Source organism: Gilliamella sp. Pas-s95 (assembly GCF_009795795.1).
GTDB lineage: Bacteria > Pseudomonadota > Gammaproteobacteria > Enterobacterales > Orbaceae > Gilliamella > Gilliamella bombicola.
Map to the genome: position 1 here is coordinate 11,964 of NZ_WTFC01000016.1, position 21,254 is coordinate 33,217.

Consider the following 21,254-nt stretch of genomic DNA (forward strand, 5'->3'; position numbering starts at 1 on the left):
TTCACTTTTATAAAAATAACTATTTTTACTATGGATAGCAATTTTGGTTATATATTGTATATATTGAACAAGACGATTGATTTATACACTTTTAACACATTATTGATTAAAATTTAAGGTGTCCTGAAAGTTTTTAATAATAGAGTACATAATCAGAAATTAATAAAAAAGGACCGAATGCAATACCTTTTAAGGTATGTTTATTAAGGATATAGCGCAAAAAAAGATAATACACTATCCCCAGTAATGAAGAAAAAAACAATAACATTGGCAGCCTAGTATAAGGTATCCAACAGCCTAATGCCGCCAGTAATTTAATGTCTCCCCCACCTAAGCCCTGTTTTTTAGACATTAAATAAAAGAAAGTAGCTGGCACCTTTAATAATAGATAGCCAAAAAAAATACCTAATAACGCATCGGCTAAGGTGATGTTAGCCATGTTAAAATAAGCAAGTATTAAACCAAACCACATCAACGGTTGCGTAAACAGATCAGGTAATAAATAGTATTTAAAATCAATGAACGCCAACAGCAAAAAATAGCAACCAAGAAGCATTAAAATACAACTTTGAAAATTAATACCTTTATCAAAATAGATAATCGCAAATAATGCTGCGACAAATAATTCAACAATAAGATAACGACATGAAATCTTGGCTTTGCAATAATGACAGCGCCCTTTTAGTATTAGCCAAGCAACAACTGGCACCAATTGCCAAGCATTGAGTCGATGATGACAATGTGGGCAAGCAGATCGGTACACACTAATGTGGTATAAATATTGGCAAGGCGTCAGTGTTGGCAAATAGCGACAATAGGCGACATGCACAAAGCTACCCATGCAAAGCCCCAAACAGATGATAATAAACATTAGCATTAGTGAATCACCTCGCCCATTTGAAAAATAGGTAAATACATCGCCACAATTAAACTACCAATAATCAAGGCTAATACAAGCATTAATAATGGCTCAAACGCTTGTGATAGATTATCAGTTAAAGTCTGATTTTGTTCTTGATAATAGAACGCTAGCTTATCAAGCATTAAATCTAACGTACCTGACTCTTCTCCCACAAAAATGAGTTGAGCGCATAAGTGGGGGAAGTGTATTTGCCGATGCAATACATGGCTAAATGAATACCCTTGTTCAATGCCTGTAATGATTTGAGAAAGACTATCACGATAAAGACCATAATAACTGGTATTAGCCGCTGCAGCTAAACCGGCTAATAATGGTATGCCTGCTTTTTGGGTGATAGCAATGGTTTGAAAAATTTGGGCTAAGCAACTGGTTTTAATCACCTGACCGATAAAGGGAAATTTAATTACCATCGTCTCTATTTTATGGCGATAACGCACTTTTAAATAGCGTTGATAACATAAATAACTGATGAAAAAGACTACGCACCAAATTAACCAACTTTGTTGTAAATAGTTGGAAAAATCGATAATCGCTTGTGTAAAAGCTGGCAACTCGGCATCGAAATCTTGATAAATATCCGAAAATTTTGGTAAAACAAATAACAACATCACTAAACTTACAATTACCGCAACTAATAATAAAAATAGTGGATAACGCATTGCCTTTTTTAGTTTTTTTTGCAATTTTATTGATTTTTCAAGTAATAATGCTAACTGCTCAAAGCTTTCGTCAAGCTGCCCTGTGAGCTCACCGGTTGCAATAATTTCGCAATACAGTGCAGAAAACACCGCGTGATGTTGCTGTAATACTTGCGATAAAAATTCGCCTTTGGCTACTTGTTGCTGAATATCAAGGAGCAGATATTGCCAGTGTGGCTTGGTTTGTTCTTGGGCGAGCAACTGTAATGTATCAATGATGGATAATCCCGCCTTTAACATGGTCGCTAATTGTTTAGTAATGATCAGCAGGTCAGCACGATTAAAACTACGTGCGGTAATAATATTACCTGCTTTGATCTTAATGGCGATTTTACCTTGTAACAATAACTGACGTTTAACGGCTTCTTGTGATTTAGCGATGATTTTGTGTTGATTAAAATCTATATCATACCAATAATAGAGCCGTTTCATACCATATCACCCAATACGCGATTTAATTCAGCTAGTGTTGTAATGCCCTGTTTAACTAATGTTTGCCCAGCCATTTTTAGCGAAGTCATATTTGAAGGAAAAATAGTTTGATTCGCTAATATTTGCTGTTGAATATTGGGGGTGATGACTAAAAATTCGTATAGTCCAATTCGTCCTTTATAACCACCAATACAATTAGGACAACCTGTGGCCAAATAATGTGGCTCGAGTTCATTTCCCAACCTAACCAAATCACTTGCCACCACTTTGCAATGTGGACACAGTTTCCTTACTAGCCGTTGGGCAACAACTAATTGTAGACTTGATGCCAGCAAATAATTTTCAATGCCCATCTGTTTTAAGCGGGTTATTGCCTCGACACTTGAATTAGTATGCAAGGTTGAGAGAACTAAATGCCCTGTTTGCGCAGCTTGAATAGCAATTTCGGCAGTTTCACGATCGCGAATTTCACCAATCATCATTACATCAGGATCTTGCCGTAGTAAGGCACGTAAGACCATAGCAAAGGTTAACCCAGCTTTAAGATTAATAGCAGTTTGGTTAATGCCCTCAAGAGGAATTTCAATAGGGTCTTCAACACTGCAAATATTACGTTCGGTTTTATTTAACCATTTTAATCCACTATATAATGTGACTGTTTTACCACTACCAGTTGGTCCAGTAACTAAAATCAATCCTTGGGGATAATCTAGAATTTGTTTGAACGTTAATAGATCAGTATCAGTTAACCCCAAGTCATTGATTGTTAATTCAGATTCATGATTATCCATTACTCTTAAGACAATCTTTTCACCATGCATAACCGGTAAAGAGGCTATACGCATTGTGTAACGGTCAATCACAAGTTGACCATCTTGGGGCAATCGATGCTCAGCGATATTTAACTTAGACATGATTTTTAGCCTTGCCGTTATCTGTTTAGCCAACGCAAGCTGTGGTGATAACATATCATGTAAAACCCCATCAATGCGCATGCGAATACGATAGCTATGTTGGTAAGGTTCAAAATGAATATCCGAAGCGCGCTTTTCTAATGCTTCAAGCAACAATTTGTCGATACTTTCAATTAGCTGTTCTTCTTGCATAAAGGCACTTCCTTATTTATTAATCGTCAAATACGAACATTAAAATTTAAAGATATCTTCACAAGCGCTGGTTAAACTTGCATCGACTGGCGATGTGGTGCAAACGCGATTCCAATCTAAATTACCGTGAGTGGCATTGATTGTTGGTGTCAGTGTGGTAGTTAACCCCGCTAAGGCACTAGTTCCAACCAAGGTAATAACGCCATTATTGACCGTGATTGAAGTTACATAGTTAGACGTTCGGCTTGCTGGTACGCCATTATTACCATTACTACAATTGGTTAAACTGCCTTGCTCTACAGCACAAATTTCGACAGCCGTTTTATAAGATGTCATGGTTTGCAGCATATCAGTCAACGCCGCTTTTTTTACATATCCTTGATATGCAGGCACACCAATAGCCGTTAAGATGGCAATGACAATAATGGCTATCATAAGTTCAAACAACGTAAATCCCGATTGATTAGACATAAATACCTCGATTTTTCAGTCAATGATTTAATAGAAGAGCCTTTATAGCAAAACAAAAAAATGGAATAATAGCGAAGTAGTAAGTTTGGAAAGAAAAGTCCATTACGCAATTCTTTATTACGTTGTATGCTCAATTTTCGCGAAGCAGATCGCAAAACAAACAAATCCATACATCGGTTTATTAGATAAGTTGGAGTCAATATGTCCCTAAAAATTGTTAACGGTTGGTTACAAGGTATAAAACACGTCGTTTCACCTTTTTATAATGAACGACCAGCCAATAAACCGATATCATTACTTGTTATCCATAATATCAGCCTACCGCCCAATCAATATGGGGGGCCTTATGTTGAACAATTATTTACAAGTCAGCTCGATCCTAACAAGCATCCCTACTTTGCATCAATTTATCAACTTGAAGTCTCAAGCCATCTATTTATTAGGCGAGATGGCGAAATCATTCAATTTGTGCCATTTGATAAACGCGCTTGGCATGCAGGGAAATCCGTATTTGCAGGACAAGAGAATTGTAACGATTTTTCAATTGGTATTGAAATGGAAGGATGCGATAACGACAGTTTTACCGAACAACAATATCAACAATTGGCGAACGTGACGCTATTATTACAACAAACTTATGGGATCGAAAACATAGCTGGCCACAGCGATATAGCCCCAGATCGTAAAACAGATCCTGGCCCCTGTTTTGATTGGCACTACTATCGAAGTTTGTTAGCGCAAAAATCACAAGAACAAAAGCTACTCAATCAAATCGAGCAAATTATTGCAGAGTTACAAAAAATCGATTTATGGCAAATCACACCACCAAAACCTGATGCATTTTTAAGCCAAGAGCCCTTTGCGCTTGACACCATGCAAGCACACGAATGGTTACAATGGATTTTTATTCCACGAATACAAGCCATGATTGACTCTAAAGTAAACTTGCCAAAATTCGCTTTGCACCCATATTTTGAAGAAGCGTTAAAAGAGCAAGAACAAGATGTTAATCGCCTGCTCAATCTTATAAAACAGCTTGATGAATTATCATAAATTAACAAGATAAAATGTACCGCATTAATATACGGTACATTAGTGTGTAATAATGGTTAAAATCCAAAAAATCGAATAAAAATCGGTCAGAAAAGATATTGATTTTATTTAAGTTTTTTAAATCTAATTTCCACTATTCGATAACTGTCGATATACATTCACCGCTTGCTGATGGTTGCTATAAGTGGTTGAAAAGGTATGCCCACCTGTTCCATTCGCAACAAAAAACAGATAATTGGTTTTAGCTGGGTGCGCGGCTGCTTCTAATGAAGCAAGGCTTGGCATTGCAATGGGTGTTGGCGGTAGCCCCTCAATGACATAGGTATTATAAGGATTTTGGGTATCGGTTAAATCAACCCGCCTAATGGTACCTCTATAGTTATCACCTAAGCCATAAATAATGGTTGGGTCAGTTTGTAACTTCATTTTACTTTTTAGGCGATTAACAAATACCGAAGCCACATTTGCCCGTTCAGAACTGATACCGGTTTCTTTTTCAATGATCGATGCAATAATAAGTAGCTCATAAGGCGATTGGTAAGGAAGATTGCTATCGCGGTTATCCCAGATTTTTTGCAAGTTACTTTTCATGGTCATATGCGCACGTTTTAAGATATTAATATCTAAAGTGTCTGCAGTATAAAGGTAAGTGTCCGGTGATAACCAGCCTTCAATCGATCCTTCAATGCCTAATAATTTAGCAATTTCGTCCTCTGTTTTGCCAGCTAAGGTTTGTTGAATATACGGGGTAGTCTGAATAACATTTAACCAATCTTTAGCGCGTTTACCTTCCACAAATTGGATCGAAAAATTGCTCTCTTTGCCTGATACCAACAATTGCAAAAATTCTTCAACTGTCATATGTGGATGCAATTGATAAGTTCCAGCTTTAATGGAGCTTAACGATGGGTTTAGTTTGCACAGGTAAGGTAACAAATATGCGCTTTCGAGTAATTTGCTTTCTTTAACTTGCTCAACTAACTGATGCATAGATGTGCCTTTTTTCAAAACAAACATTTGATTTTCGGCAGTGACTTGCATTTGCTTTGTAGAAAACTGCTGTAAAAAATAATAACCAATGCTAATTGAACCACCCACAATTAAGATCAGGGTGAATAGAGTGTATAAAAATATCTTTTTAATCATAATTTATTTATCTAATATAATGAATTTTTGCGCGTGAAGTTAAGCGCGTTATTAATTCGTAAGCACTAATACCAGTGTGCTTAGCGATTTCTTCAACGGGGAGATCTGGTCCCCAAAATATGACTTCATCACCGGGTTTTTCAAGGCTATCGATGCCCAAATCAACCACAATCATATCCATTGAAACTCGACCAACGATGGGCACTTTACGACCATTAATCAAAACAGGGGTATTTTGTGGAATACTACGTGGGTAGCCATCACCATAGCCCATCGCAACTACGCCGAGTTGAGTATCTTGTTCACAACACCAAGTCTGACCATAGCCAACCGATTCGCCTTGTTTGTGCTTTCGTACTGCGATTAATTCTGATTTAAATGTCATAGCCGGTTTTAAATCGGCAATTGGTGCATCAAAAGGCGAAACACCATACAAAGCAATGCCTGGACGCACCACATCACGCTGAGCCACTGGCCAAGCCAAAGTGCCACCCGATGCAGCAATTGAACATTTACCTATTAGTGATTTATCGTCAATTGAAGCAATAAACTGATCAAAGCATTCAATTTGCTTTAATGTTTGCTTTGAAGTGAGATCGTCAGCCGAACTAAAATGACTCATAATATTAATCGGTTTACAAACGACAGAACAGTTAGCTAAACGATAAAACTCTTCTTTAGCTTCATCAAGACAAAAACCTAACCTATGCATACCAGTATCGATTTTAAACCATGTAATAATTTGCTTTTCAAGCGGTGATGATTGCAACACATCGATTTGCCATTTGCTATGAATAGCTGGTTGAACATTAAAATTAATCAAATCCCACATATCATCATGCGGAAAGAATCCTTCCAAAGCCACAATAGGCGTATTAATACCTGTGTTTCGCAATTGTATTGCCTCGGCAAGCCGCGAAACGCCAAAATAATCTACCTTATCGGCTAATAGCTGCGCAATTTCCTCAATACCATGGGAATAAGCATTAGCTTTAATAACCGCAACTAGCTGACTATTGGGCGCTGTTTTTTTTAGATATTCAACATTATGAATAACGGATTGACGACTGACTTCAATAACGGCGATAGACATCTTATTACCTAGATTTTGATTAAGTGATTATTTTAAATTTTGTTTCTAATAATAACAAATTTTTATTTTTATATATATCTATTAGTGACTTAACATGATTTGCAAATGGGGTAGCTTTTTATTTACATTGTTAATGATAATGATTATCATTTGCATTATAACTAAAAATATCAAATTTTTACTGATATAGGAAATGATAAACAATGAAATTAAACATAATCAAGCTTTATAAACCGATATCATATATTGCAATGTTAACCCTTTGTTTTAGTACTGATACTTTTGCCGAAGAAAACCGAACAACTTCTCATGACACCATTATCGTGACAGCTGATCGTAATGAAAAAAGCATATGGGACAGCGCAGTATCGGTTAACGCGATTAATCGTGATGATATTGAAAAGCAAAGTGGTGATTCTGTTGCCGAGGCATTACGCGATATCCCCGGCGTTGAAATTACCGACAATTCGCTAGCGGGTCGTAAGCAAATTATGATTCGTGGCGAAGCACCATCGCGCATTTTAATGTTAATTGATGGGCAAGAGGTGACCTATCACCGCTCAGGACATGGTTCTGGAGCAGGTGTATTAATTGATATGGAATCAGTTGAGCGGATAGAAGTCATTAAAGGTCCTCATTCTGTCCTTTATGGTTCACAAGCCATCGGTGGTGTGGTTAATTTTATTACCCGAAAAGGTAGCAAAAACGGAGCCCTCCTTAATGGCGATGTTAAAGTTGTTTATAACCAATCAACTAATGGCTTTACCGAAATGGGCACGGTTAACGGCACAATGGATCAGATTTTTGATTATCGAATCAGTGGCACTCATGCCCAAAATAACGATCGTAAAGCTTATCAAGGCAAACTTCACAATACTGATTTTGGTAACGATAGTTTAAGTTCATGGTTTGGAATTAATTTAGATAATCATAAATTTGGACTTGCACTTGATCGTTATAGACTTGATACTAAAACTTATTTTGATAAGGATAATAACGCTCCTTCAATTAAAGAATTTTGGGTCAAATTACCCAAATTGCAACGTGAAAAAATTGGTCTATTTTATGACTATAATATTGATAGTAATATCCTTAAAAAGCTACATTATGATGCCTATGCACAAAAAATGAATCGTGAATTTAGAAATCATGTTGTTGTGTCACCAAGACCTATGATCAAGGTTAACACCAATACAGCCACAAACGATGAACAAAAAACTTATGGCATGACATTTCAATCCGATTTTATACCACATAAAAACATGCAACTAATTACCGGAGCACAATATCAACAAGATAATGTTGATCAAAATTCACATAACTCGTTGGTATCCAAAATGCCATCACCAAGAGCAAGCTATACTCAGCATAAATATTTAGCTAATAAATGGCAACAAACTAGTATTTCTTTATTTGGACAGAATGATTGGGCAATAACTGATGATATATCTTGGAACATAGGCGCTCGTCAATATTGGGTCGAATCAAAACTCAAAGATGGATCAACGTCCCTAAATAAAATACCAGTTATAGGTCGCCCATCTGTAACTTATACTATTGATGGAAAAAAGAAAGATCGCGATAACAATTTTGTTGTGTCGTCTGGATTAACCTATTCTGGCATTGAAAATACACAATTAAGAGCCTCGTTTGCACAGGGCTATGTTTACCCAACACTTTCACATCTTTATGCAGTTACCTCGGCATCAACCCAAACACTTTATGGTAATTCAAATTTAAAACCTGAAAAATCAAACAACTATGAAATAGGCTTGCGCTACAATAACAATACTTGGTTAGTTGATAGCGCCATTTATTATTCTGCCGCTAAAAATTATATTACTGAAATGAGTTGTAATGGTTCGGCTATTTGTGATGGTGCATCAGGGGCTAATTTTAATTATTATAATAATGCCAACAAAGCCAACACTCATGGCTTAGAATTTAGCATAGAATATCTTGATTTAGCTTTTATCCCTTATGTTAAAGGCAATTATTTGCGACGTCAGATAAAAACTGAACGGTACACCACTTATGATTCTGGCAATCCGCGTTTTATGGGGAATGCAGGTATCAAACATACAGCTTATTTAGATTGGTTTGATATTGATTCTGATCTATTTATGCGATTTTCAACAAAAGCAACTCGCCGCAGTGATTCATCGGTTTACCATTATAGTGGTTGGTCAACCCTAAATTTATCAACCACCACTTCATTTGGCGCCAATCGCCAATACCGAATTGGTTTAGATATAAATAATATATTAAATAAAAACTATACAACCGCTTACGAAACCATACCTGCAGCAAAATTCCATGCACTACTTAGCGCAAGTATGAAATTTTAACACCTCAAAGATATAATTTAAGATAACAATTAAATCTATATCATCAATTACCCGTTACTTTTTTGTAGTTAACGGGTAGTATCGCCGAAAATCAGTAGCTTACTATTTACTCAACAAATTTTTATATAGATGCCTAAAAGCCATTACTGGGTGATAGATGATCATCCTTGGACCGGCATAGCGCATAACTTGTTTTATTTTTTGTTTATAATCCTTACGATAACAATGTTTTGGACAACGCTCACACGTTGTTTTGGCTTCACCAAAACGACACATTGTTAAACGTTGCATAGCATATTGCAATAGATCATTGCATTCATTACATAACTGGTGGCGTGAGGTGTGATGATTTTGGTTGCAGTATAAATAGATCATTGCACTCACTGTTGCTTTTTCTTGCTGTATTTTAGGACCAGTATTGTTTGCAACCATAATCACATACAAGTTAATAAAGAAAGTGGTAAAATAAAATATATTCTACTATACCACAAGGATTTGTTGTTATGACAAGAATTATCAATAAAGACACGACTGTTTGCATGTCCCTTTCAGCCAGACCAAGCAATTTCGGTACTCGCTTTCATAATTATTTGTATGAAAAACTCGATCTTAATTACTTATATAAAGCCTTTACCACCAATAATCTAAAAGATGCAATTTATGGCATTAAAGCCTTAACAATTCGAGGTTGCGCCATTTCAATGCCTTATAAAGAAGCTTGCATAGAATTTATTGATGAATTAGATGACTCGGTAAAATCTATTCAATCGGTCAATACGATTGTTAACACAAATCATCATTTAAAAGCTTATAACACCGATTATATTGCAGTTGCCAAGCTCATTACCGAAAATAAAATCGATAATACTACACCATTTGTGTTAAAAGGCAGCGGCGGTATGGCTAATGCGGTGATTGGTGCTTTTTATGATGCAGGATTTAAAAATGGCATTATTGCAGCGCGTAACCAAGCAAAAGGCGAAGCGTTAGCCAAACGCTACGGCTATAAATGGGTCAAAAATGAACAAGACATATTGCCAAAACAAGCCAAACTGATTATTAATGTGACCCCAATTGGTATGCTTGGAGGTGTTGAATCTGAAGAGCTCGCATTCCCCTCTGTCATGATAGAAAATGCCGATATTGTGTTTGATGTGGTTGCATTACCCATTGAAACACCGATGATAAAATATGCCCAAAAGCTAAACAAAACCATTATTTCAGGTGCCGATGTCGCGGTGATTCAAGCTCTTGAACAATTTGTGTTATATACGGGCGTAACACCCAGCGAAGAGTTGGTGAAACAAGCAGGTGAGTTTGCAAGGCAAGGCTAAATAGTGTTATTCATTCCACCAAGTATATCGGTGGAATGAATAACAAATAGGTTATCACATCACCTGATGTAATTTGTTATATACAGCTAATAATTTTTGATGCATAGCAAATTGCGCTAAATTATCATTATTCGCTTTATCGGCTGTAGTAGGATCAGCCAAGCCAAAAAATGTTTTTTCGCCATTAGCGTATTGCCACATATCGTCAACACAAGCTTTGCCATACATTTTATTAAATGCAGTTTGATAGTTGTTAAACTGTTTTTTGTCACGTTGCAAAATAAAGTTAACCAGCGTTTGCAAGCAACGATAAGCATGATTGCGCTCTGGAGTAAATATAGACTCATTCATTTCAACTGTCCAATCAATCCATTGTTGTGCTTGCACTAGGTCTTTACCTGCCAATGCCAACATTGCTTTTAACTCACCAACGCGCAGTGTAAACCAAGCATTATCGTTACCGCTTGCAATGCCAAGTAGTTCGCGAACACGTGCATAATCATCAAGACCTTCGTCATCAAGCTGTTCAATAATGGCTAGGTACTGTTTGGCAGTGCGTTTTTGATAAGGTAACGATAAAATAAGCTCACGCAGACCAATTGCCATATTGCTATTAGCAATTAAAAGATCTTCAGGGGGATAGATTTCCGACATACCAACGGCTAAAATTCGACAAGCATAAACGCCAAGATGCTCATAGTCCATAATTAACACTTCGGTGTTATGACGGGTAAAAATAGCCATTAAATTAGCAAATTCTTGCTCGGTCGTGCCTGAAAAGTCCCAATCGACAAATTCATAATCAGCTTGCTCATTGAATAGATCCCATGAAATCAAACCGCTTGAATCAATAAAATGCGTTTCTAAATTGCTAAGATCAGCAATATCATCATTATCAAAACTTGGTGGTGAAAATACATCAAGATCTTTTAAACTACGCCCTTGTAATAGTTCAGTCACAGTGCGTTCAAGTGCAACGCCAAAATTTGGATGTGCACCAAACGATGCATAACATGTTCCATTTTGCGGATTAAATAACACCACACAAATAACCGGAAACTCACCGCCTAATGAAGCATCAAAACAATAAAGTGGAAATCCCTCGCTTTCAAGCGCCTCAATGGCAGCTAAAACAGCGGGATAGCGATTAATAACTTCGGTTGGAATAATCGGTAAGCTAATGGCCTCGGCAATAATTTTGTTTTTCGTATAACGTTCAAAAATTTCCGATAACCCTTGCACTCGCGCTTCATTACGAGTATTTCCTGCTGACATACCATTAGATGCATATAAATTAGCAATTAAATTAACGGGCACATAGACCGTTTGCTTATCAGACTGCTGCTCAAATGGTAATGCGCAAATACCTCGCTCGCCATTACTTGATTGTAAATCAATTAAATCAGTTGCACTTAACTCATGATCGGGATCATAAAATTTAAGTAGTTTTTGAGATAATAACCCTTTAGGGAGGGAATTATCTTCAGGAATAGAGAACCATTTTTCGGTCGGATAATGCACAAAATCAGCATTTGCAGCTTTTTTGCCTAAATAAAAATCGGAAAAAAAGTAATTGGTTGATAATCGTTCAAAATACTCTCCTAATGCTGATGCCAACGCCGCTTTTTTGCTTGCACCTTTACCATTAGCAAAACACAGTGGGCACTTTGTATTTTGAATATGCACTGACCACACATTAGGTACAGGGTTAAGCCAAGAAGCCTCTTTTACTTCTAAATCATATTTTGTTAATTGTTGCTGAAAATAGTTAATGGAATCTTCAAGGGCAGCATCTTTGCCTGGAATATAAGTTTTCATAGTTAATCTCAAAATAATTTTATGTTATAATTTTCAATTCTTATCGCTTTTAAGAATTTATCACTTTATACGCAAATATAAAAAAATAGAAGTAATAAAATTAACCTACCTAAATAAGGAAATAAAATGAACAAAAAATTTGATTTTAAAGATCTTACCATTAAAGATTTTTTCTTCTTTAATAAAATGTTAACACCTTCATTTATTACTATCGTATATTGGATCACATTAGTTCTTATTGGCTTTAGTGCATTGACTATGATACTAGGTAGTTTTGCTTTATTTGCTTATAGTTTTACTGCAGGTTTATTTACCTTTTTTAGTGGTATTATTACCTTTGTTGTAGGATTTGTTTCAACTCGTATTGGTTTTGAATTGATTTGTGTGCTATTTAATATTAATCACAATATTCAAAAATTAGCTAACGAAAAAACAGATTCAGAAAAAACGGAAGAATTGTCTAACACCGATACTATTAATTAATAGTATTGATTCAACTATATAGTCAAAAAAGCGGGAACTAATTCCCGCATTTTTTTGCTTTTGTTGTAATCTATATTTTTAAATCAAAATAATCGGTTAACTAGCATTAAGCTCGCTAAGAGGCCATCTTGGTCTAACATTGATTGCTAAATCTGAATACTGCCTTGCTTGTAAATGAATCATCCCCGCGTAAGCAATCATGGCACCATTATCGGTACAAAATTCGAGTCGTGGATAATAAACCTGTCCTTTACGTTGATGCATCAACTCAGTTAACCTATTACGCAGTGTTTGATTAGCGCTTACTCCGCCGGCTATCACTAAATTTTTAAATCCAGTTTGATCAAGTGCTCGCCGCGATTTAATTACTAATGTATCAACCAAGGCATCTTCAAAGGCTCTAGCAATATCAGCTTTAGTTTGCGCATCAATAATATGATTATCACTATGTTGATGAATGATATTGGCAGCGGCTGTTTTAAGACCTGAAAAACTAAAATCCAGCCCAGGACGATCGGTCATCGGTCGAGGAAAATGGAATCGAGCTCCATTGCCCTGCTCAGCTAATTTGGACAATTTTGCCCCGCCGGGATAATCTAAACCAAGTAATTTAGCAGTTTTGTCAAAAGCTTCACCTGCTGCATCATCGATGGATTCGCCAATAAGTTCATATTGACCAATACCTGTTACGCTAATAAGCTGTGTATGTCCCCCCGAAACTAATAATGCAACAAAAGGAAATTCAGGTGGATTAGATTCTAACATTGGCGCCAATAAGTGCCCTTCCATATGATGCACGGCAATAGCAGGTACATTCCACGCATAAGCCAGCGAACGACCAATTGATGCTCCAACCATCAAAGCACCAATTAAGCCTGGACCTGCAGTATAAGCCACACCATCAATATCTGCTGGCACCACATTTGCTTCTTTTAATGCTGCTTGAATTAAGGGTACGGTTTTACGAATATGATCGCGCGATGCTAATTCAGGCACCACACCACCATAATCAGCATGCAATTTAATTTGCGAATAAAGTTGATTGGCAAGCAAACCATTGGCATCATCATAAATAGCAATACCTGTTTCGTCGCACGAAGTTTCAATACCTAAAATCTTCATTAATGTTTACCTGCAAAATCGGTCAGATCTTCTTCGCTCCAAAGATCTTGTTCGGTGATGTCTTTATCGGGAATGCGATGTTCCTCAGTTGCCCAATCACCTAAATCGATAAGCTGGCAACGCTTGCTACAAAATGGACGGTACGGGCTATCTTTACTCCATACAACTTGTTTTTGGCAAGTTGGGCAATTGACATATGTAGTGTTATCTTTATTCATTGTGACTCTTTTTTTAAATAATTAGTATTTAACAGTACTAACAACAAGCTAATTCAAATTCAATACTATCGCTATTCACGTTATCACAAGTATCAAGCGGTAAAAACCGAATGCTATAGCGAGACATATGACCAGACACTTGAGGATAGACATTTTTATCTAACGAAACCCGAATACGAATTAAATTAACATCACCATTGGTTTCTTGAAAAAAATTATTAGAACAAATAAATGGCTTAAATTCACCCATTTGTCTAATTAACTGCATATAGCATGTTAGAGATTTATCTAGAATTGACAAGTGTTGTAACCAATTTTCAACTTGAATATTACGCCTTTCTTGTGGAATTTTCAGCCATAAATGGAACGAAGGCAAATCAAAACTACAACAGCCTCCAGGGATCGTTAAACGTTGGCGAATCGCAGTAATAAAACGGTCGTCTTTTAATGGTTGCCCCAGGCGGGTTATCAGATTAAATTGAGCTAAAAAACAATCAAATTGGTGGATCAAGTCGTTAAGTAAATCATAGTCAACACCATCAAAAGTTAGCCACAAGATTAACTTTTGTTTTTGTGATTCAAGTTCTTTAATCAAATCACCTTTTACATCGTTACGTTCAATAATTTCTAATAACTCAGACAGCGCGTGAAAAAAAATCAACGCATTATTTTGATCAAACTGGCAATGCCTATTTAGTTGATTTAACAAAAATTCAACACGAAGCCAAGTACGCATTTTTTCATTTAATGGATGTTCAAAAATAATGTTATTCATCAATCTAAATCTTACAATTAAAGTTATCTAAATATTGTTGATGCAATAAATTAACTTGTGCAGTTAGCCTAGCTAAATTATCATCATTTACAATAATATCATCAGCATAAGATAAGCGCTTTTTTAAAGACACTTGCGACAATATCATCTTTTTTGCTAATGACTCACTAATATTATCTCTTTTTACTAATCGCGCCAATTGTAACGACTCCGGAACATCTATGATTAGCACACGATCAGCCAGCGTATGCAAATTGTTTTCAATCAATAACGGCACAACCCAAATTACATAGATTGTATTTTGCATAGCAATTTGTTTTTGAGTTTCTTGTTGAATAATAGGATGCAACAAATGATTAAGCCAAAGTCGTTCGTGGTCATTATTAAATATAATTTCACGTAGCTGGCTGCGATCAAGTTCGCCATTAGCAAGCAAAATTTCTTGGCTAAAGTGCTTAACTATTTGGTTAAACGCATCACTACCGACTTGCACAACTTGCCTTGCAATAATGTCTGCATCAATAATAGGTACGCCCAATTTGGCAAACAAATTGGCGATAGTACTTTTACCACTGGCAATACCGCCACTTAGTGCAACAACATAAGGCATAAGGCAAATTCCAATTCAACAAAAACAGGGCATTATTATAACATATAAGTAGGTTGATCATATAACGCAAAATACAGCCAAAAACTTAATAATTAATGGGATATTTATCGATAGTAAATTCGCAAACTTATTCACGTCAACGGAAAATTTATCGCCTACTGTCAAATAAATAGAATAAAACAGTTGTTTTATATCATTAGCTGTATATAATCACATGTATATGTATATAAAAACAGGACAACGTAATGAAACCGTTAACAGAACGTCAACAGCAGATTTATGACTTAATTAAAGACAATATACAAACCACTGGCATGCCACCGACACGAGCTGAAATTGCCCAAAAGTTAGGATTTCGATCTGCCAATGCGGCTGAAGAGCACCTTAAAGCGCTTGCCAAAAAAGGCGCGATCGAAATGATCGCCGGCTCATCTCGCGGGATTCGTCTTTTACTTGAAAGCCAAGCGGAGCAAAATGAACTTGAAGGTTTACCACTAATTGGACAAGTAGCTGCTGGATCGCCAATCTTAGCGCAAGAACACATCGAAAGTCATTACCAAGTTGATCCGTCACTATTCAAACCCCATGCTGATTTTTTACTAAGAGTACATGGTATGTCAATGAAAGACATCGGTATCTTAGACGGCGATCTATTAGCCGTACATAAAACTCAAGATGTTAAAAATGGTCAAGTTGTTGTTGCCCGTATTGACGACGAAGTTACCGTTAAACGTTTATCGCGCAAAGGCAAATATATTCATCTACTTGCAGAAAACAGCGAGTTTTCTCCCATTGAAGTCGACTTAGAACAACAAAACTTTGCTATTGAAGGGCTTGCTGTTGGCATTATTCGTAATGGCTCTTGGATGTAATAATGTAGATGTATAAACAAAGATGGTATAGAATAGTAAACAATAAAAAGTAGGAGATTACTATGTGGCTATTTTGGTTATACGAAGGTTTAGCATTTGTTGCAATCATATTGCTTATTTTTGGATATTGCCGTTTTAGAGGAGTTGGTTTTTGGTCCCTCATTTGGAAATATTTAAAATGGTTCTCTTTAGCTGTACTTATTGTTTGGTTAGCCATCGCAATTCTTTGTCGAGTTGACTTATATAACGCTGCTCACTGCTATTTTAGAGGCGAAAGCATGCATGCAAACACCAAATATTCTATCTTTTTAGGTGAGTGCCAAGTTGAAACGCCTAGTGGCAGTTATGTTCCTATTGAACGAGCTAGAGCATTACCGGGTTCAAGTAACCATGATCACGATGATGGTAACAGCGACTCCGGCTCTACAAGTGAATTCTATCCTGTAAATTAAAATACTGAAAATAAATAAAACAACCAAAATCCGGCAAATGTTATTACAATTGTCGGATTTTTGTTTAAGTGATAAATTAAAATCTAAATGATGAATTGAGAGTGGATAAACCAGCACATAACCCAATAAACTTATTCATTACTTTACTCATTAACTTTCTGAAAAGCCAAGCAACGTTGTTCTAACTTTTTAAAACCAAAAATTAACGTAAAGCTAACACAAAGATAAATCACCGCCGCAATACCAAAGGCATGAAAAGGTTGATAGGTTTCGGCATAAATATCACGTGCAATTTTCATTACATCTGGCACTGTGACTGTAAAGGCAAGCGCTGTTGAATGCAGCATAAAAATCACCTCGTTACTATAAGCTGGCAAGGTAATACGAAACGCTCTTGGCAAGATAATATAACGGTATAACTGAAAACGGCTAAACCCAAGTGCAGTTGCAGCTTGCATTTCGCCATTAGGTACATTGCGCATGGCACCAGCAAAAACTTCAGTGGTGTAAGCGCAGGTATTTAAAGTAAAGGCTAACACAGTGCAATTTAAACCACTTTGAAAAAAGTCACTCAGCCAAGCATGATTTTTAACCACACTCAATGTATAAATACCAGTATAAATAATCAGCAACTGTACATATAAAGGTGTGCCACGAAAAATATAAGTAAACAGCCAAATGGGTAATTTAATCAGCTTCTTTTGCGAATTTCTCCCTACTGCTAACCCTAGCGACAAAATACCACCTATTAAAACAGATAAAATCAAAATCCAAAGCGTCATCGCCAGACCAGTGATGTTATAACCATCGGTCCATAATAGTGCTTGCCAATATTGTTGAATAATTTCTAGCATGAGTTTTTATAACTTAGTTTTGATTGTGCCAATGGAATAACGCCGTTCCAGCCACCATAACACAATATTCGATATTGACGTAAAAAACAGATAAAATGCCCCTGCGATTAAGGCAAACAATAAAGGTTGGTACAAAGCTTCGCCTGCATTTTTCGTGGCTTTAACTAAATCCGATAACCCCAGTAACGACACCAATGCCGTGGCCTTTAACACCACTAACCAATTATTTGCAATGCCCGGCAAGGCAAACCGCATCATTAAAGGAAACATCACATAACGAAACACTTGGACTTTACTAAGCCCAAGTGCCGTTGCCGCCGCTAACGTATTTTTAGATACAGCAAGATAAGCCCCTCGAAAGGTCTCGGTAAAATAGGCACCGTAAATAAAACCTAATGTAAAAATACCCGCCATTAACGGATTCACTTCAATAAAAGAGGCATTAAAATAATCGGTAATATTATTAACCAAAAACTGCAAACCAAAAAATATTAGCATCATTAGCACTAAATCAGGTACGCCTCGAATTAACGACGTATAAGCCTGACAAAGCACATTACACACTTTAGAATCGGCCAACTTGCCCAGTGCACAAACAATGCCAAGTAGCATAGCTAACAGTAGCGATGCTAGTGCTAAAATAATGGTTAGCCATGCCCCTTGGCAAATTAACGAAATATAACCTTGCATGGTTTATTTTTTATTACCATACACATTAAAATCGAAGTACTTATTATTGATTTTTTGGTAAGTTCCATCAGCTAGAATCGCTTTTAACGCTTGATTAAAGGCTTCGCGTAATTCATTATCATTTTTACGAAAGCCAAGCCCCACCCCCACATCAAAATAGTTAACATCTTTCAATTCATCGCCAGCAAAAACAAAACCTTTACCTTGTGGCTGTTTTAAAAAGGCATAACTACCAGTAACTTCGTCTTGCAATGCCGCATCTAAACGACCTGCCACTAAATCCGAAAACACTTGCAACTGATTTTGGTAAGGGACAATCACCACGCCATGAGGACGCCACATCTCGTTGGCAAAATGTTCTTGTGAGGTACCTTGCTCAACCCCAACGCGCTTACCTTTTAACGATTCAGCATTAGGCATTAAATTAGTACCTTCTTTAACAATCAAACGCGAGTAAGTCATAAAAATTTCGTCAGAAAATGCAATCTGCTTTTTACGCTTTTCGGTCATCATCAGCGAAGAGGAAATCATATCAATCTTTCTTGATAATAACGAAGGGATCAATGCATCAAAGTCGGTCGATTGGAAAGTGCATTTAATATTAGCCTTTTCACATAAAGCTTTAGTAATTTCAATGTTAAATCCTGTAATATTACCGTTAGCATCAATAAAATCAAAAGGCGCATAAGATGTATCAGACCCAACTTTAATCGATTCAGGCAACGTGGCATAACTTGTTATAGGTAAGCTTAAGCACCCTAAAATGGCTAATACTTTTAATAAATTCTTCATAATTTATCTCCCTTCGTTTTTAGCTAAAGGTATAATATAGCGCGTTATGCTGTATTTTTATAATAAAAAAAAGTTATTATTGTTGTCTGAAAAATTAAAATTACTTAACTGTAAGCACAAAAATAAAATTTCATTTGTAAATTAAAATGCCACTTTTTAACCTAAAAAAACATCAATAAAATCAATACCTTTTCTGACCGATTTTTGTGCTATTTCTATCCTTGTAAAACATAGCTGAAAACGTTATCAATGCGGTCATTTTTGCGACTTTGCATATCCTCAATAATTCAACCACATAAAAAATCTAAATTAAAACACGCCTTTCGATTTGCTGCCCCCAGCTTATAGCTGTTATAATTTTCTCATCTTTCAAATTAGGATCACCTTTATGTACACCATTTATGGCATTAAAAACTGCAATACAATGAAAAAGGCCTTTACTTGGCTTGATGAGCATCACATCAATTATCAATTTCATAATTATAAAACTGATGGGCTGTCAGAAGAACTTTTAGATAGTTTTTTGCAATTGGTAGACTGGCAAAGTTTACTTAATACTCGCGGTACAACTTGGCGCAAGCTAGATGAGTCTGTCCGTGCACAAATAGATAACGAACAAGCCGCTAAAAAGATCATGCTAGCCAACCCATCGATTTTAAAACGTCCCTTACTGATTGATGAAAAGCGAGCTTTATTAGGATTTTCAGATCAACATTATTCACAATTTACATCGCAATCTAAATAAAATCGAGACCATTATGACTGAACCCGTTATTGCACTCACTAAAGCACTCATTGCTGAAAAATCAATAAGCCCTGACGACAAAAACTGCCAAAAACTCATTATTGAACGATTAAAACCACTCGGTTTTATTATTGAAGAAGTCAATATTGGACAAACCAAAAACTTATGGGCCTATCATGGCGATGCTACTGACAAAACGTTGATGTTTGCTGGCCACACTGATGTCGTGCCAGCTGGTGATGAAAGTAAATGGCTCTATCCGCCATTTTCACCAACGATTGATGAAAATGGTGTACTTTATGGTCGTGGTGCATCGGATATGAAAAGTGGCGTTGCTGCCATGGTTTGTGCAGCAGAAGATTTTGTTAAACAATATCCTAATCACACTGGGCGCATCGCCTTTTTAATCACTTCAGACGAAGAAGCTGATGCAAGTGATGGTACAGTTAAAGTGGTCGATCTACTGATGAAACGCCAAGAACGCATTGATTATTGTATTGTCGGCGAACCGTCGAGCGATACAGTGCTAGGTGATCAGATCAAAAATGGCCGCCGCGGTTCACTGACAGCCAATTTAATTGTGCATGGTATTCAAGGTCATGTGGCTTACCCTCATCTTGCTGATAACCCTGTGCATCGTTTTGCTCCTGCACTAAATGAACTGGTTAATACTGTTTGGGATGAAGGCAATCAATACTTTCCACAAACGACAATGCAAATAGCCAATATTAATGGTGGCACAGGAGCTGAAAACGTCGTGCCGGGTGAGCTTCGTGTACAATTTAATTTCCGTTATAGTAGCGAATTAACCGACGCAGACATTAAAACACGCGTTGAACAGATTTTACAAAAACATAATGTAAACTACACCTTAACTTGGCGGTTATCAGGCCACCCATTTTTAACACCACAAGGTGATTTAACCAACGCGGCTGCTAGTGCTATTAAGGAATTCACCAACATTGATACCACACTATCCACCAGTGGCGGAACATCTGACGGACGCTTTATTGCCAAAATGGGATGCCAAGTAATTGAGCTTGGGGTACTTAACAAAACCATTCATAAAGTGAACGAAAATGCCAATTGCCAAGATATTATTACCTTAACCGCAATTTATCGCCGCATTTTAGAAAAATTGCTGTTAGTATAGTATTGCTAGCATCGTGTTATTGGCATGTATGATTGCTATAGTTGGATGATTTCGATTTTAACTTAAA

Annotated in this window: 23 protein-coding genes and 1 pseudogene; 9 read left to right on the forward strand and 15 right to left on the reverse strand. The window is 36.6% G+C overall.

Annotated elements, in window-relative coordinates:
* Window positions 1–133 precede the first annotated feature (133 nt).
* The 4 genes from GQ598_RS05795 to ppdD are packed head-to-tail and all read right to left on the reverse strand — an operon-like array spanning window position 134 to window position 3,629.
* The gene (locus GQ598_RS05795; protein ID WP_160402835.1) at window positions 134–877 is read right to left on the reverse strand and encodes an A24 family peptidase; all 744 of its coding nucleotides are present in this window, start codon (window positions 875–877) and stop codon (window positions 134–136) included.
* Window positions 877–2,052, reverse strand: coding sequence for a protein transport protein HofC (gene hofC / locus GQ598_RS05800; RefSeq protein ID WP_160402837.1), 1,176 nt, complete (start codon window positions 2,050–2,052; stop codon window positions 877–879). Before hofC ends, GQ598_RS05795 begins: the two co-directional genes overlap by 1 nt.
* The gene (locus tag GQ598_RS05805) at window positions 2,049–3,158 is read right to left on the reverse strand and encodes an ATPase, T2SS/T4P/T4SS family (RefSeq protein ID WP_160402839.1); all 1,110 of its coding nucleotides are present in this window, start codon (window positions 3,156–3,158) and stop codon (window positions 2,049–2,051) included. The genes hofC and GQ598_RS05805 overlap by 4 nt, the downstream gene beginning before the upstream one ends.
* A gap of 39 nt (window positions 3,159–3,197) precedes the next feature.
* The gene (ppdD, locus tag GQ598_RS05810; RefSeq protein WP_160402841.1) at window positions 3,198–3,629 is read right to left on the reverse strand and encodes a prepilin peptidase-dependent pilin; all 432 of its coding nucleotides are present in this window, start codon (window positions 3,627–3,629) and stop codon (window positions 3,198–3,200) included.
* Window positions 3,630–3,830: 201 nt separating this feature from the next.
* Between ppdD and ampD the strand changes: the two are divergent.
* Together ampD and GQ598_RS11350 are read left to right on the forward strand one after the other, a co-directional pair.
* Window positions 3,831–4,376 (forward strand): annotated as a pseudogene (gene ampD, locus GQ598_RS11345) (1,6-anhydro-N-acetylmuramyl-L-alanine amidase AmpD); the annotation flags it as partial.
* Entirely contained in the window at window positions 4,359–4,682 is a 324-nt protein-coding gene (locus tag GQ598_RS11350; protein ID WP_370516529.1) for a YqcC family protein, read from the forward strand. The pseudogene ampD and the gene GQ598_RS11350, both read left to right, overlap by 18 nt.
* Before the next feature lie 123 nt (window positions 4,683–4,805).
* Here the strand turns inward: GQ598_RS11350 and mltG are convergent, their stop codons facing one another.
* Both mltG and alr read right to left on the reverse strand, forming a co-directional pair.
* Window positions 4,806–5,828: an endolytic transglycosylase MltG gene (gene mltG, locus GQ598_RS05820; RefSeq protein ID WP_160402845.1), complete on the reverse strand. Its 1,023-nt coding sequence runs from the start codon at window positions 5,826–5,828 to the stop codon at window positions 4,806–4,808.
* 7 nt (window positions 5,829–5,835) lie between these two features.
* Window positions 5,836–6,921 (reverse strand): alanine racemase, encoded by a 1,086-nt coding sequence (gene alr, locus GQ598_RS05825; protein ID WP_160402846.1) that lies wholly within the window; start codon window positions 6,919–6,921, stop codon window positions 5,836–5,838.
* A gap of 203 nt (window positions 6,922–7,124) precedes the next feature.
* Between alr and GQ598_RS05830 the strand changes: the two genes are divergently transcribed.
* Window positions 7,125–9,269, forward strand: a complete 2,145-nt coding sequence (locus tag GQ598_RS05830; RefSeq protein ID WP_160402848.1) for a TonB-dependent receptor — start codon at window positions 7,125–7,127, stop codon at window positions 9,267–9,269.
* Between the two features lie 102 nt (window positions 9,270–9,371).
* Here GQ598_RS05830 and GQ598_RS05835 read toward each other — a convergent pair whose 3' ends face one another.
* The gene (locus GQ598_RS05835) at window positions 9,372–9,701 is read right to left on the reverse strand and encodes a nitrous oxide-stimulated promoter family protein (RefSeq protein WP_160402850.1); all 330 of its coding nucleotides are present in this window, start codon (window positions 9,699–9,701) and stop codon (window positions 9,372–9,374) included.
* Between the two features lie 71 nt (window positions 9,702–9,772).
* Here GQ598_RS05835 and GQ598_RS05840 point away from each other — a divergent pair, with 71 nt between their 5' ends.
* A complete protein-coding gene (locus GQ598_RS05840) occupies window positions 9,773–10,603 on the forward strand; it encodes a shikimate 5-dehydrogenase (protein WP_160402852.1) in 831 nt (276 codons plus the stop codon).
* A gap of 54 nt (window positions 10,604–10,657) precedes the next feature.
* Here the strand turns inward: GQ598_RS05840 and ycaO are convergent, their stop codons facing one another.
* Complete coding sequence (gene ycaO / locus GQ598_RS05845; protein WP_160402854.1) at window positions 10,658–12,421, reverse strand: 30S ribosomal protein S12 methylthiotransferase accessory factor YcaO; 1,764 nt, start codon at window positions 12,419–12,421, stop codon at window positions 10,658–10,660.
* A gap of 126 nt (window positions 12,422–12,547) precedes the next feature.
* On the opposite strand from ycaO, the gene GQ598_RS05850 reads away from it, so the two are divergent.
* Window positions 12,548–12,904, forward strand: a complete 357-nt coding sequence (locus GQ598_RS05850; protein ID WP_202112693.1) for a DUF4282 domain-containing protein — start codon at window positions 12,548–12,550, stop codon at window positions 12,902–12,904.
* Window positions 12,905–13,000: 96 nt separating this feature from the next.
* Here GQ598_RS05850 and tsaD read toward each other — a convergent pair whose 3' ends face one another.
* The 4 genes from tsaD to coaE are packed head-to-tail and all read right to left on the reverse strand — an operon-like array spanning window position 13,001 to window position 15,629.
* Entirely contained in the window at window positions 13,001–14,026 is a 1,026-nt protein-coding gene (tsaD, locus tag GQ598_RS05855) for a tRNA (adenosine(37)-N6)-threonylcarbamoyltransferase complex transferase subunit TsaD (protein WP_160402856.1), read from the reverse strand.
* The gene (gene yacG, locus GQ598_RS05860) at window positions 14,026–14,244 is read right to left on the reverse strand and encodes a DNA gyrase inhibitor YacG (RefSeq protein WP_160402858.1); all 219 of its coding nucleotides are present in this window, start codon (window positions 14,242–14,244) and stop codon (window positions 14,026–14,028) included. The genes tsaD and yacG overlap by 1 nt, the downstream gene beginning before the upstream one ends.
* A 37-nt stretch (window positions 14,245–14,281) precedes the next feature.
* Window positions 14,282–15,019 carry a cell division protein ZapD gene (gene zapD / locus GQ598_RS05865; RefSeq protein ID WP_202112694.1) on the reverse strand — a complete coding sequence of 246 codons (738 nt, stop codon included), beginning with the start codon at window positions 15,017–15,019 and terminating at the stop codon, window positions 14,282–14,284.
* A gap of 4 nt (window positions 15,020–15,023) precedes the next feature.
* Window positions 15,024–15,629: a dephospho-CoA kinase gene (gene coaE, locus GQ598_RS05870; RefSeq protein WP_160402863.1), complete on the reverse strand. Its 606-nt coding sequence runs from the start codon at window positions 15,627–15,629 to the stop codon at window positions 15,024–15,026.
* 245 nt (window positions 15,630–15,874) lie between these two features.
* Here coaE and lexA point away from each other — a divergent pair, with 245 nt between their 5' ends.
* The gene (gene lexA / locus GQ598_RS05875; RefSeq protein WP_160402865.1) at window positions 15,875–16,501 is read left to right on the forward strand and encodes a transcriptional repressor LexA; all 627 of its coding nucleotides are present in this window, start codon (window positions 15,875–15,877) and stop codon (window positions 16,499–16,501) included.
* 62 nt (window positions 16,502–16,563) lie between these two features.
* On the forward strand, window positions 16,564–16,953 hold the full coding sequence (locus GQ598_RS05880) for a hypothetical protein (protein ID WP_160402867.1): 390 nt from the start codon (window positions 16,564–16,566) through the stop codon (window positions 16,951–16,953).
* Between the two features lie 143 nt (window positions 16,954–17,096).
* Here the strand turns inward: GQ598_RS05880 and GQ598_RS05885 are convergent, their stop codons facing one another.
* The 3 genes from GQ598_RS05885 to GQ598_RS05895 are packed head-to-tail and all read right to left on the reverse strand — an operon-like array spanning window position 17,097 to window position 19,289.
* On the reverse strand, window positions 17,097–17,807 hold the full coding sequence (locus GQ598_RS05885) for an ABC transporter permease (RefSeq protein WP_160402869.1): 711 nt from the start codon (window positions 17,805–17,807) through the stop codon (window positions 17,097–17,099).
* Window positions 17,808–17,813: 6 nt separating this feature from the next.
* Window positions 17,814–18,497 carry an ABC transporter permease gene (locus GQ598_RS05890; protein WP_091350203.1) on the reverse strand — a complete coding sequence of 228 codons (684 nt, stop codon included), beginning with the start codon at window positions 18,495–18,497 and terminating at the stop codon, window positions 17,814–17,816.
* Window positions 18,498–18,500: 3 nt separating this feature from the next.
* Complete coding sequence (locus tag GQ598_RS05895; RefSeq protein WP_160402871.1) at window positions 18,501–19,289, reverse strand: lysine/arginine/ornithine ABC transporter substrate-binding protein; 789 nt, start codon at window positions 19,287–19,289, stop codon at window positions 18,501–18,503.
* A 388-nt stretch (window positions 19,290–19,677) separates the two neighbouring features.
* On the opposite strand from GQ598_RS05895, the gene GQ598_RS05900 reads away from it, so the two are divergent.
* Both GQ598_RS05900 and dapE read left to right on the forward strand, forming a co-directional pair.
* A complete protein-coding gene (locus tag GQ598_RS05900; protein WP_160402873.1) occupies window positions 19,678–20,034 on the forward strand; it encodes an ArsC family reductase in 357 nt (118 codons plus the stop codon).
* Between the two features lie 13 nt (window positions 20,035–20,047).
* Window positions 20,048–21,187, forward strand: a complete 1,140-nt coding sequence (dapE, locus tag GQ598_RS05905; RefSeq protein ID WP_160402875.1) for a succinyl-diaminopimelate desuccinylase — start codon at window positions 20,048–20,050, stop codon at window positions 21,185–21,187.
* The last annotated feature ends 67 nt before the right edge of the window (window positions 21,188–21,254 follow it).